The organism is Ruminococcus hominis (assembly GCF_014287355.1).
GTDB classification, from domain to species: domain Bacteria; phylum Bacillota; class Clostridia; order Lachnospirales; family Lachnospiraceae; genus Schaedlerella; species Schaedlerella hominis.
On sequence record NZ_JACOPE010000001.1, the window covers coordinates 756,735 to 770,506 of the forward strand.

A 13,772-nucleotide genomic window follows, 5' to 3' on the forward strand; every position below is an offset into this window, starting at 1 on the left:
AATCATACCACTCCGTCCCCGATTGGCACTCCCGTCACCCGTTGGTACTCTTCCTATATTCAGAAGGTGTCATTCCGAATTGTTTTTTGAATGCGGTATGAAAATGGCTCTGACTTGAGAAGCAGAGGAATTCACTGATCGTACTGATGGACTTATCTGTGTATTGCAGAAGTTCTCTTCCTTCTTCCAGTTTACAGCGCAGGATGAATGCGCTGACTGAGAAACCAAGTGTTTTCTTGAAATAAGCAGAGAAGTAAGATTTGCTGAATCCAACATAATCAGCGACATCTCCGACGGTGAGATGCTGGTTTGTATTCTGCTGAATATATCGAATGGCTTTTTGCATGCGCTCGTCTGTTGAGACGGGCGTTTTTGCTTGCGCTACTTTTTCGGCAAAAGTATAACTGATTTTCCCAAGAAGATCAGTTAAACGATCTGCACTTGTCAGACGCTCTGAAGATTGAATGAAATAGTCGGAGAGCTGATAAGCAGTATCGTAATCAAGCCCTCCATCAATCGCGGCACGGGTGCAGAGTGTCGTGGTAATGATAATATTATTCTTTAACTGGCGCAGGGCAGTGGAGCCTGTAACGCCAATGTGAAAATTGCTCTCGCTATAGGCGAATTTTTTAAACCCTTCGCAGTCACCGGTGCGGACAAGCTTTAGAATCTCTTCTTCAAGAATATAAGTCCGGTTGTGCTGCTCATTTTCCTTCTTTTGATAGGTTTCTTCTAAAAGAAGAGAGGTATCTGACATGACATCATTTTCAGACGATACATGTCCGATAGATGTGAGCTGTTCAAGTGAAAGAAGCTCTTCGTGCAGGCAGTAGTTGAGGAAGATGCATTTCTTTAACAGAGAGCTCAGGGACAGACATGGAATCTGACGAAGAAAGGAATTGAAGTCAGAGCGGCTGTCGTTTGATACCATGTAGTCTTTGTATAAACGTTGCAGATCAGAATCAGAATAAGGCACAGTTGTGACCGGACCAAAAATAATGTAACCATTTTTACAGTGATTTAATCTGAGAGAACAAAACATGATCCCATATTCAGTTGTACAGTAAGTGATACGCTCGGAACCTGAAAAAAGTTCTTGAAGATATTGGAATGGAGGATAAGTTAGTTCGTCCTGTTCCGGCATGCAGAAAATACATTTTTCATCCGAAAAAAGATACATGGGGATATTCGAATCTGGGTAATAAGCTTTTATAAAATTAATCAGAGAATAATTCTTTTTCATAAGTTTTCACTTTCTTTTCTTTATATAAAATAGACGTTCGATTTGTATTCTTTCTGTCATCAGCGTAATCGAAAATATTTCCCAAGTCAATAGAAAAAAGCATAATAAAAGTATAAATATATAAATAAAAGTTTAAAAATGAAATAAAATGGCGCGTAATCCAGTTATGATATAGCCATGATGAAAACCCGATAACAATGTAACTAGCATTACATCATAATAAGGAGGAAACGACAGTATGGAAAGAGAGAAGATTCAGAATTTAATCTCTCAGATGACACTGGAAGAGAAAGCAGGAATGTGTTCCGGTGCTGATTTCTGGAATCTCAAGGGTATAGAACGATTAGGAATCCCGAAAGTCATGGTGACAGACGGACCGCATGGGATCAGAAAGCAGGCAGAGGCAGCAGATCATCTCGGAATCAATGAGAGTGAAAAAGCAATTTGCTTTCCGGCCGGATGTGCAACAGCATCTAGTTTCGACCGTGACTTGATCCGCAGACAGGGAGAGTTGCTCGGACAGGAATGTCAGGCAATGAATGTAAGCACAATTCTTGGACCGGCTATGAACATTAAGCGTTCACCTCTTTGTGGAAGAAACTTTGAATACTATTCAGAAGATCCGTATGTATCTACAGAGATAGCAGCGGCACTGATTGAAGGTGTTCAGAGTAAGAATGTAGGAACCAGTGCAAAGCATTTTGTAGCAAACAATCAGGAAAAGCGTCGTATGACAAACTCTTCTGATGCAGATGAAAGAACATTAAGAGAAATTTATCTGGCATCTTTTGAGGGTGCAATTAAGAAAGCAAAACCATGGACAGTAATGAGTTCGTACAATCGTATCAACGGAGAATTTGTCGGAGACAATAAAGAATATCTGACAGATATTTTAAGAAAAGAATGGGGATTTGACGGATATGTTGTTTCTGACTGGGGTGCAGTCAATGACAGGATTTCATCTCTTGCAGCGGGGCTTGACCTGGAGATGCCGCCTGGAGATTATGAAAATGACCGACTGATCGTAAAGGCAGTTCAGGAAGGAAAACTTGATGAGAGCGTAGTCGATCAGGCTTGTGAAAGAATTCTTAATATTATTTTCCGTTACACAGAAAATCGTGATGAGAAAGCTGTATTCGATTATGAAAAAGATCATAAAGCAGCGGCTGAAATCGAAGCGGAGTGTATGGTATTATTAAAGAATGAAAATGAAATTCTTCCATTGACTTCTGATAAGAAGATTGCATTTATCGGAAAATATGCAAAGACACCTAGATATCAGGGCGGTGGAAGTTCTCACATCAACAGCTGGAAAGTGGAATCCGCACTGGAAGCGGCAAAGGAGATTCAGGAGCTTGCAAATGTGACTTTTGCAGAAGGATATCAGGACGAGAAAGACGAAGTTGTAGAAGCACTTCAGAGCGAAGCAGTAAAGGCAGCGGCAGAAGCTGATGTGGCAGTTCTTTTCCTTGGACTTCCGGATAACTTTGAATCTGAAGGATATGACAGAAAGCATATGAATCTTCCGAATTGCCAGAATGAGCTTGTGAGAAAAGTGCTTGAAGTACAGAAACATGTAGTAGTAGTTCTTCATAATGGTTCTGCAGTACTTATGCCTTGGAAGGATCAGGTGGAAGGAATTCTGGAAGCTTATCTTGGAGGAGAGGCTGTAGGAAAAGCGGTTGCGGAAGTGCTTGCAGGAATCAAGAATCCTTGTGGACGTCTGGCAGAGACATTTCCACTTCGTCTGGAAGATACACCATGTTATCTGACTTATGGAAAAGGATTTGACAATGCAGTTTATCAGGAAGGTGTGTTTGTCGGATATCGCTATTACACATCCAGAAAGATGGAAACAGCATTCCCGTTTGGCTACGGATTATCTTATACAACATTTGCATACAGTGATCTTCAGTTGGATAAGAAAGAAATGTCCGACAAAGAACATGTAGAAGTAAGTGTAAAGGTTAAAAATACAGGAAAACGTGCCGGAAAGACGGTTGTTCAGCTTTATGTTGCAGCTCCGGAGGCAGAAGTGGTACGTCCGGTCAGAGAACTGAGAGGATTTGAAAAGATTTTCTTAGAAGCCGGAGAAGAAAAGACCGTTACATTTATACTGGGCGAGAGAGCATTGGCTTACTGGAATACATTGATCCATGACTGGTATGCAGAGGAAGGCACTTATAAAGTCATGATCGGCGAAAATGCAGATCAGATGTGTGTAGGGGAAGAAATCACAGTACATCCTACAAAAGAACTTCCAAAAACATATTCCTTAAATACTTGCCTTGGTGAACTGATGCGTGATCCAAAAGCACAGACTGTAATGGCACCATTTATGCAAGGAATGGCACAGAATGATGCGGCAATGGATATGGCAGAAGCAAATGAAAATGATCAGTCAGGAGTTGTGAATCAGGAAATGATGGCAGCGATGATGGAAGGTATGCCGCTTCGTCAGCTTCTAAGCTTTGTTCCGGGAATTAAGAGAGAGATGCTTGAGCAGATGGTAAATGCGTTGAATCAATTATAGGATGAGATTGTAACAAAGAGTTGTTATTCACAGTAAGACAAGAATATTAGGATAAGGAAAAATTAGAGAGGGATAAAGATGGCTAAAACAAAAAAAGAACTTGGCCTGGACTCAATGGGAGTTCAGAAATCAATGAGAACTACAGACTATCTTGGTGATGGTCTCGGACAGTTACCGCTGAATATTATGGCTGGTCTGGTTGGACAGCTGACTTACTTTTACACAGAGAAAGTTGGACTGGCAGCAGGAATGGTTGCTACAATGCTTCTGATTGCAAAGATTTTTGATGCATTTTCAGATCTTATCATGGGTAAGATTATGGATGAAGGAAAGTCACCAAAGGGAAAATGTCGTCCATGGTTTCTTAGAATGGCAATACCAGCGGCTGTAATGATCGTTCTTCTGTTTACAGTACCGAAGAATGCAGTCAGCGGTCTTCAGTCAGCATATGTATTGATCACTAATATTTTGATCACAGCAGTAGTTTATACAGCAGTTGCAATTCCTTACGGAGCATTGATGGCTATGCGTACAGAGAGCTCTGAAGAGCGTGGTAAGATGGGTGTCTTCCGTGCAGCATTTGGATATATTGCCGGAATGGTAATCGCAATCCTTTTGATTCCAATCACAAATATGCTTGGTGGTACTCAGAGCGCATGGATCAAAGTATCAGTAATTTTCGCATTGATTTCACTTCTTTCATTACTTGTACTTTATAAAGTAACAAAAGAAAATGCACATATTGTTGAGAAGAGTGAAGATGAAGATGTAACTTTTGGAGAAGGAATTAAAATGCTCTTCAAGAATAAATACTGGGTCATCATGCTTGTACTCCAGTTTATGATGAATATTTCATATGGACTGAGTTCTTCAGGTGGTACATATTATGCAAAATATATTCTTGGAAACGATAATATCGTTGCGCTTCTTGGTGCAGTCGGACTGATTCCTACATTCCTTGGATTTATTTTGACAGGACCACTGGCATCTAAATTAGGTATGACAAAAACTTGTATGGTTTCCTGTGCAATGGGAGCAGCAGCCTGCCTGGTGAGAGTATTTACACCGTACAGTCTTATGACATGTATTGTAGGTGGAGCAGTAACAACATTTGCTAACATTCCTCTGATGTGTCTGTTCGGAGCAATGGTAAATAACTGTGTTGAGTACAATGATTACAAGTTCGGAAAACGTATCGTAGGTATGACAAACAGTGCAAACTCTTTTGGAAGTAAGATTGGATCCGGTATTGGAGCATCTTTGATTGGATGGCTTCTGGCAGCGGCTGGATACAATGCAGCGCTTGAAGTGCAACCTGCATCAGTAGATACAGCAATCTTCGCATTTGGTATCTACATTCCACTTGCACTTTTCGTAATCATGTTTATCCTTCTTTTGAAGAATGACCTTGAGAAGAGATATCCTGAGATTGTAGCTGAACTGCAGAAGAGAAAAGAAGCAAAATAGTAATGATAGAATAAAATGAAGGGACGGAACTGCTAATGAGGTTCTGTCCTTTTGTGGATTTATTGAAAATGGAGGAAATAGAATGAGATTATATGATTTTAGAACCGAATACAGAGAAAATCCAATCGGACTTACAGAGAAGGCACCACGATTTTCCTGGAAAATAGAGTCTGATGAGAAAGATACAGTACAGACATCCTATGAGATTAAAGTGACAGATGAGAGTGGAAAACTTGTATGGGATAGTGGAAAAAAGGTGTCTGACCAGTCTGTCTTGATTTCATATGAAGGCGAAGTACTGGCAGATGAGACTTTTTATACAGTAGAAGTAACTGTAGCTGATAATCATGGAAATGTAGAGTCAGTGGAAGGTTCCTTTGAAACAGGAATTTTTGATCAGACAGAATTCAAAGCACAGATGATCACAAGTGATTTTCCGGAAGAAGAGACAGCATGCCCGGTATTTGGAAAAACATTTACAATTGATAAAAAGGTAAAGAAAGCCCGTCTGTATGCAACTGCACATGGTGTATATGAGGTGACATTGAATGGACAGACAGTAGGTGATTACCGTATGGCACCTGGCTGGACAAGCTATCACAACAGACTGCAGTATCAGATCTATGATGTGACAGAGCAGCTTACAGCAGAAAATGAAATTGCAATCACAGTTGGAAACGGCTGGTACAAAGGAATCTTAGGTTTCTATTGTCTGCCAAATCAGTACGGTACACAGGCAGGAGCATTTGCAGAGCTTCATGTTGAATATGAAGATGGGAGCAAAGATGTAATTGCTACAGATGAAACATGGTCTGTAAAAACAGGAGAGATCCGTTACAGTGAAATTTACATGGGTGAGACAATCGATACAGATGCACCGGAAATCACAGAAGGAAATGTTGTTGTTAAAGATTTTGACAAAGCAGTATTAACAGCACAGGAGAATGAACCTGTTCGTATTACAGAGAAAATTGTGGGTAAAGAGTTGATTGTGACACCAAAGGGTGAAAAACTTATTGACTTCGGACAGATTGTTACAGGTGTTGTAGAGGTTCATGTGAAAGGTGAGAAAGGGCAGAAGATTGTGCTCCATCATGCAGAGGTACTGGACAAGGATGGTAACTTCTATCCGGAGACACTTCGCCAGGCAAAATCAATTGATACATTTATCTGTAACGGAGAAGAGCAGATCTTCCGTCCACATTTCACATTCCATGGATTCCGTTATATCAGCGTAGAAGGAATGGAAGAATTTACAGCAGATCAGTTTTTTGCCTGTGTGACACATTCTGATATGGAAAAGACAGGTGATTTCCACTGTTCTAACAAAAAAGTAAATCAGCTGCAAAGTAATATTACATGGAGCCAGAGAGATAACTTCCTTGATATCCCGACAGATTGTCCGCAGAGAGACGAGCGTCTTGGATGGACCGGAGATGCACAGGTATTCTCATGGACAGCCGCATTTAACAGAAATACAGCACTGTTCTACACGAAATGGATGCGTGATGTGGCAGCAGAATCTTCTCTGGAAAAAGGTGTTCCGCATGTTGTGCCGGATATCCTGGGACAGTACAGCTCTTCTGCATGGAGTGATGCAGCAGTTATTGTTCCTTGGGTTGTTTATCAGATGTATGGTGATAAAGGTATCCTGGAAGAAAACTGGAAATGTATGCATGAGTGGGTAGACTACATTAAGAACAACTGTGGAGAGAATGGTCTCTGGCAGAGTGGATTCCAGTACGGAGACTGGCTTGCACTGGACAAAGAAGAGAGTGCGGACAGAACCGGAGCGACAGACAAATATATGATTGCAAATGCTTACTATCTGTATGTAACAGATTTTGTGAAGCAAACAGCAGAGGTGCTGGGAAAAGACGAAGAAGCGAAAAAGTATGCGGATCTTTATGAAACAACTTTGGATGCATTCCGGAGAGAATATTATACAGAGACAGGACGTATTGTAAGTGAAACACAGACAGGTGCTATCATTTCTCTGTATTTCAATCTTGCAAGAGAAAAAGACAGAAAACGTATCTTGAATACGCTGCTTACAAATATTGGAAACCACAAAAATCACCTGACTACAGGATTCGTTGGAACACCTTATATCTGTCATACACTTTCAGAAAATGGCGCTCATGAGATGGCAGCGACACTCTTTATGAAAGAAGATTATCCATCTTGGCTGTATGCAGTAAACATGGGAGCAACAACAATCTGGGAGCGTTGGAATTCAATCAAACCGGACGGAACATTTGACGAGTCAGGAATGAACTCTCTGAACCATTATGCGTATGGTTCTGTAGGTGACTGGATGTACCGCAAAGTTGCCGGATTATCCCAGTTAGAGCCGGGATATAAGAAATTCCAGGTAAAACCGATGTTTGTAAAAGGTATTGAAGATTGGGGCACAGAATTTGAATCTGTTTACGGAAAAATCGTGGCTAATACATCTTGTAAGGATGGAAAAATTCATGTCCATGTAGAAGTTCCGGCCAATACAACAGCTGTGATTGTTCTTCCGGAAAAAGAGAAAGTACACGAAGTTGGTTCCGGTGTATATGATTATGAATATGATACGGAGATAAGTCTTGCGGTAGAGAGATTCAGTATGGACAGCACACTTAGCGAAATCATTGCAGAACCACTTGCTGTAGAAATGTTTAATCAGATGGTACCGGGAATGCTGGAAGGACCTATGATTCAGTTCGCATATGGAATGACACTGGCTGAGCTTCTTGGAGCTGCACCGGAGGCGAAACCGATGTATGAGGCAGTTGTTAATGCATTGAATCAGAAGGAACGAGAAAAAGGGAATGATTAAGAATGTAATCTGACAGTAGTAAGGGAGGCAGCTAGTTATGAATAAAGTGCAATTATGGAATGAATCAGAATACAATTACGCAGCAGCATGTGGATTTATTCCGAATATGAGATTATATTTTCATAAAGACGAAGAAATACGACCATGTATGCTGATCGTTCCAGGTGGGGGATATACTGTGGTTTCTCCATCAGAGGGCGAGATTGTAGCAAAGAAATTTTATGAGATGGGATATCAGACAGCAGTTGTAACTTATACAACCAATCTGTTGCAGATGATTCCATTAAAAATGCAGCCAATGCAGGATCTGATGCGCGCAATCCGTTATATTAGAAAACATGCCGAAGAATTACATGTAGAGAAAGATAAAATCATGCTTTGTGGATTTTCGGCAGGCGCACATGCATGTGGAAGTGTTGCCGTACACTGGCAGGAATTTGAAAACACAGAAACCGGTGAATATGCATCTGTCTCAGCAAAACCAAATGCAGTCATTCTTTCCTATCCGGTAATTACTTCCGGTGAATACGCACATAGAGGTTCTTTTACAGCACTTTTAGGAGCGGATGCTTCTGAGGAAGAACTTGAATATATGTCGTTGGAAAAACAGGTGACAGAAGATATGCCGCCATGCTTCTTATGGCAGACTGTAACGGATGAGCTGGTTCCGGTTCAGAATTCCTTTTTATTTGCACAGGCTCTGCAGGAAAAGAAGATTCCGTATGCAATCCATGCATTTTCAAAAGGAAAGCATGGATTGTCGCTTGCTGATGAAGCATGGGCAAATGAAGAGTTTGGAGAACCGTATACTTTGGAGCAGACTTTCGTATTAGGTCAGGCTGTGAACGATGGGACATTTCCAGTGCCGGATGAAGTGAAACAGGCTTTGGATGAGATGGCGAAAATGTTCACTGGTCAGACTAAGCGTGAGAAAGAACAGGTGAATGAAGAAGTAAAACAGTGGCCGGAGTTGGCGGATGAGTGGATAAGGACTACTCTTTAAAATGAACCAAACAGGGATGTGAGATTCAGAAGGTATTTATCGAAATGTTATTTTCCGGGGGCTTGAGAGTATCATATTGAAGTGGAGGAATAAAGAAAAACTTTAAAAAATTTATATTTTCAAGTTGACTTTTTAGCTTGTATGGCATATTCTGATAATAGCTAATAAAAGAAATTAGATTTCTACAGATCAAACTTCTGCAGGAAAAAGAAAAAGCTCAGAGTCGTGACCTCTGAGCTTTTTCTATTCCGTTATGTAAGGTGGCTTATACCTTTAGGCTGGTGTCGCTAATCGTCTCTTTCCAACCATTTACAAATAAAGTAGTTAAAAAGAATAAAATTACAATACAATATATAAAATTACAATAATTATACATCCTCAAATGTTATAGTCGCTTTAGAAAAACAAGAAACAAACGAATAGCAAGGAGGCGGTGTATAAACTATGAAACCATTTCTAAATATCAAATCCAACATCCCGGATGGTGAAGCTCATGTGATGCCGGATGGAAAAGTCTATATCTATGGAAGTCTTGACACAAAAGAGGATTCCTGGTGTTCCAATCAGTACAAAGTAATTTCGTCCGCAGATCTAGAACAATGGGTAGAGAGTGAAATCAGCTTTTCCATCAAGGATGTCCCATGGGCAGATGAGATTCAGGAACCTGCTTATCTGGATAATGTTAAGTCTTATAATGAACTTCCGGAAGCAATTCTGACTTTTCTCCCAGAAGAGACCAGAGAGATGCCGATAGATCAGTTTTTGCCGATTTTGAGGAATATACTGATAGAACAGCAAAAGAACAAGAGTCTGTTTGCACCGGATTGTATCTATAAAGATGGAAAATACTATCTGTATTTTTGTCTTTCTGACGATACGGAAGGAGTTGCAGTATCAGATTCTCCTACAGGGCCATTTAAAAATGCAGTGAAACTTCCTGTAAAAGGAATTGCCCCGGCAGTTTTTGTTGATGATGATGGACAGGCGTACTATTATTGGGGACAGTTTTCTTCTTGTGGGGCAAAACTGAATCCGGATATGATGAGCATTGATGAAAGTACGAGTGTAGAAGGGCTTGTAACGGAGAAAGAGCATCATTTTCATGAAGGAAGTTCTATGAGAAAGCGTGGAGATACCTATTATTATGTTTTTGCAGATATCTCCAGTGGAAGACCGAGCAGTCTTGGATATGCGACATCAAAGTCTCCGCTCGGACCATTTACATATCAGGGTGTGATTGTTGACAACATATCGCTGAATGAGGAAAGTTGGAACAATCATGGCAGTATTGAGGAAGTGAATGGACAGTGGTATGTGTTTTTCCATGTGAGTACAAATGGACAGTATCTAAGGAGGGCATGTATGGCGCCAATTGAATTCGATGAGAACGGATTGATCAAGAAGGTGGATTTAGAAAATGAATAAAAAAATATTCAAATGGGAAGATCTGTCAGTTTTAGGTGAGAATAAAGAAAAAGGACATGCAATTGCATTTACTTATGATAATAAAGAGGATGCCTGCAAAAAGAAAGAAGCAAAAACAAAATATTCTTTGAACGGAGAATGGAAGTTCTATTACCAGATGGGGACAGAACTTCCGGAAAACTTCGCAGAGAAACAACTCGATGATACAAAATGGAATACAATCACTGTTCCGAGTGTCTGGCAGTTAGAAGGATATGGGAAACCGTATTACTACAGTTCTTCCTATCCACAGGCAATCAATACGAAGAAAAAGCACATTCCGCAGATCAGTCATGAATTACAGGAATATGGAATTTACCGGCGTACATTTACAGTGCCGGAACACTTTAAAGAACAGGAAATCTTTCTTCATTTTGGAGCGGTAAAGGCGGCTCTTGAAGTGTATGTCAATGGAAAATATGTTGGGTACTCACAAGGATCCATGACTCCGCATGAATTTGATATCACAGATTATATAGAAAATGGTGAAAATCAGGTAACAGCAGTTGTCTGGAGATATTCAGATGGGACTTATCTGGAAGATCAGGATATGTGGTTCTTCGGTGGAATTTACAGAGAAGTATATCTGTATGCAGAACCGAAAGTGACGATCCGCGATTTTTATATGCGGGCAGATCTGGATGAAAAATACAGTGATGCACAAACAGTACTTTTCCTGCAGTTAAAATGCTGGGATGAGCCAGAGGATAGAACAGGAATAACAAACCAGGAATCTTATCAGGAAAAAATCCATGTGAAAGCAAGTATTCCTGAAAGAAACGAAGTGCTTGGAGAGAAGGAACTCTCATTTGATACATTAAATCAGAAAGAGGGAAAGACGACAGAAATCCAGTTTCACCATCTCGTAAAAAATCCCTTGAAATGGAACCATGAGCAGCCCAATCTTTATACCATTCTGCTTGAATGGAAGATAAATGGGAAAACGTATTATAAATCTTTCCGTTTTGGATTCCGTAAGGTTGAAGTTGTTGGAAATATATTAAAATTAAATGGAAAAAGGCTTATCATACATGGAGTAAACCGGCATGATTTTGACCCGGATCATGGTTGGGCCGTTCCAAAAGAACGACATTTGCAGGATATAAAGATTTTAAAACAATTAAATATCAATGCAGTTCGCACCAGTCATTATCCGAATGATCCATATTTTTACGAACTGTGTGATGAATATGGAATCCTTCTGATGGATGAGACAGATCTGGAATCTCATGGAGTAAGGAGGATTCTCCCGACAAGTGATGAGCGGTGGACGAAGGCGTGTATTGACCGTGTGGAGCGAATGATCCTGCGTGACCGGAATCATCCGTCGATTCTCTTCTGGAGCCTTGGAAATGAAGCCGGCAAGGGCGAGAATTTTGTGAGAATGCGTCAAAGTGCTGAAAAGCTGGATGATACAAGGATTTTCCATTATGAAGGAATGTACGATAAAAGGTGTACAGATCTTTTGAGCCGAATGTATCCGGATGAGGTAGAATTTGAAAAACTTTGCAAAAAGCAGAAGATTAAAAACTGGACTGCATTTATAGCAAACAGTTTGGCAGCAGATGATAAAGATATCGATTGTCAGATGTATGAAAAGATGCCGGTTATTTTGTGTGAATATGCCCATTGCATGGGAAACAGTCTCGGAAATTTCAAAGAATATACAGATGCATTTGAGCAATATCCGCATATGTGCGGAGGATTTATCTGGGATTTTGTCGATCAGGCAATCCACAAGAGAAAAGATGATACAGATCAGTGGCTGTATGGAAGTGATTTTGATGAAGCGTATAGCCCGTATGGATTCCGAAAGAAAAATGCAAAAGGAAATGATGGAGCATTCTGTGCAAATGGAATTGTGGCGGCAGACCGGACACTCCATCCGGCAGCATATGAAGTGAGAAAATGTTATCAGATGCTTTCAATAGCTGTTGAAAGTATGCAGGAAAAGTCTTTTCGAATCTACAATAAGCAGATGTTTAACGGCTTACAAAATTATGAATTACACTGGGAGGCAAAAGAAGACGGAACACTTCTGTCACAGGGAGAAATCTCCCATGAATTGCTGGATCTGATCAGTCCGAAGACATCAAAAGTGGTGACTATACAAGATAAAATGGAAGGTGCGGATACAATTACATTTTGGTGGAAATTGAAAAACGATACAAAATGGGCCAGAAAAGGAGATGTCGTTGCATATGATCAGATAATTTTGAAAAATGTAATAAAAGAGAAGGTAAGAAAAAAGAGTGAAAATACAGAAAATATTACTCAAAGAAGGAATTTATCTGTAGTAGAAACTGAACAGGAGATTAAAATCAGCGGGAACCATTTCTTGTATAAAATAAAGGATGGACTGATCTGTTCTGCGCAAATCAACGGAGAAGAACTGTTTCTTGCACCGATGCGTCCCAATTTTTCAAGAGCTATGACAGATAATGATATTGATACGGCACATTTTGTTCCGGCGATGTTGAATTCTATGCCTGTAAAGAAGTGGCAGATGGCAGAAGAAAAGCTTCGATATGTAAAACATACAATTGAACAGACAGAAGAAAAGACAAAGATCAGAACCTATTGGAGACATCCACTCTGTAAAGCCCTTGTCATAGAGTATCTGTTTGGTTTGGATGGAGAAGTAGAAATCAGGATGGCAGGCATTTCAAAAAAGATTGATTTTGTCCGGATCGGAATGACAATTACGATGCCAGATAGTTTTGATGAGATCAGTTGGTATGGAAGAGGTCCATGGGAATGTTATCCGGACAGAAAAACAGCTGCATTGTTCGATCATTATTCCATGAGTGTGAAAGAATTAGAGCACAAGTATATGCGTCCGCAGGAAAATGGAACGAGATGTGATGTGAAAAAATTAGAATTAATTTCTAAGGATAGAAAAAGACTTTCAATCATTAATCTTAATCCTGGTGGAATGCTTTTTAGTGCATGGCATTACTCTCAGAGAGCACTGGAAGATGCCACACATAGTCATTTGTTGAAAAAAGAATGGGTGACAACATTAAATGTTGACGGCGCAATGTGTGGTGTAGGAGGGGATCTTCCGGGAATGCTCTCATTACATGAAAAATACCGGCTGCGGACTGGTGAAAAGCAGACAGCACATTTTAAACTCAAATTTGATGAATGAATGTATGATATTACAATAAATGGAATGATTTTACAATAAAAAGAATGTGGAACGTGATATTTTATAAGCACAATAAAAGTAGAA

The 13,772-nt window shown here is 40.1% G+C and carries 7 protein-coding genes; 6 read left to right on the forward strand and 1 reads right to left on the reverse strand.

All coding sequences use genetic code 11. The features are described from left to right. Positions 1 to 34: 34 nt before the first annotated feature. Entirely contained in the window at positions 35 to 1,243 is a 1,209-nt protein-coding gene (locus tag H8S40_RS03340; protein WP_117991790.1) for a helix-turn-helix domain-containing protein, read from the reverse strand. Positions 1,244 to 1,481: 238 nt separating this feature from the next. Between H8S40_RS03340 and H8S40_RS03345 the strand changes: the two genes are divergently transcribed. From H8S40_RS03345 to H8S40_RS03370, 6 genes are all read left to right on the forward strand, one after another. Continuing rightward, entirely contained in the window at positions 1,482 to 3,776 is a 2,295-nt protein-coding gene (locus H8S40_RS03345) for a glycoside hydrolase family 3 C-terminal domain-containing protein (RefSeq protein ID WP_117991789.1), read from the forward strand. Between the two features lie 78 nt (positions 3,777 to 3,854). Then, a complete protein-coding gene (locus tag H8S40_RS03350) occupies positions 3,855 to 5,243 on the forward strand; it encodes an MFS transporter (protein WP_186864543.1) in 1,389 nt (462 codons plus the stop codon). 82 nt (positions 5,244 to 5,325) lie between these two features. Beyond that, positions 5,326 to 8,070 carry an alpha-L-rhamnosidase gene (locus tag H8S40_RS03355; RefSeq protein ID WP_186864544.1) on the forward strand — a complete coding sequence of 915 codons (2,745 nt, stop codon included), beginning with the start codon at positions 5,326 to 5,328 and terminating at the stop codon, positions 8,068 to 8,070. Between the two features lie 37 nt (positions 8,071 to 8,107). Then, positions 8,108 to 9,073 carry an alpha/beta hydrolase gene (locus H8S40_RS03360; protein WP_186864545.1) on the forward strand — a complete coding sequence of 322 codons (966 nt, stop codon included), beginning with the start codon at positions 8,108 to 8,110 and terminating at the stop codon, positions 9,071 to 9,073. 444 nt (positions 9,074 to 9,517) lie between these two features. Then, entirely contained in the window at positions 9,518 to 10,498 is a 981-nt protein-coding gene (locus tag H8S40_RS03365) for a family 43 glycosylhydrolase (RefSeq protein WP_186864546.1), read from the forward strand. Then, the gene (locus H8S40_RS03370; RefSeq protein ID WP_118724786.1) at positions 10,491 to 13,688 is read left to right on the forward strand and encodes a glycoside hydrolase family 2 TIM barrel-domain containing protein; all 3,198 of its coding nucleotides are present in this window, start codon (positions 10,491 to 10,493) and stop codon (positions 13,686 to 13,688) included. Before H8S40_RS03365 ends, H8S40_RS03370 begins: the two co-directional genes overlap by 8 nt. Positions 13,689 to 13,772: the final 84 nt, after the last annotated feature.

Bases quoted from the DNA above. Each gene is read 5' to 3' on its own strand.
- H8S40_RS03365 (WP_186864546.1), top strand. From the start codon at position 9,518: ATGAAACCATTTCTAAATATCAAATCCAACATCCCGGATGGTGAAGCT.
- H8S40_RS03340 (WP_117991790.1), bottom strand. From the start codon at position 1,243: ATGAAAAAGAATTATTCTCTGATTAATTTTATAAAAGCTTATTACCCA.
- H8S40_RS03345 (WP_117991789.1), top strand. From the start codon at position 1,482: ATGGAAAGAGAGAAGATTCAGAATTTAATCTCTCAGATGACACTGGAA.
- H8S40_RS03350 (WP_186864543.1), top strand. From the start codon at position 3,855: ATGGCTAAAACAAAAAAAGAACTTGGCCTGGACTCAATGGGAGTTCAG.
- H8S40_RS03355 (WP_186864544.1), top strand. From the start codon at position 5,326: ATGAGATTATATGATTTTAGAACCGAATACAGAGAAAATCCAATCGGA.
- H8S40_RS03370 (WP_118724786.1), top strand. From the start codon at position 10,491: ATGAATAAAAAAATATTCAAATGGGAAGATCTGTCAGTTTTAGGTGAG.
- H8S40_RS03360 (WP_186864545.1), top strand. From the start codon at position 8,108: ATGAATAAAGTGCAATTATGGAATGAATCAGAATACAATTACGCAGCA.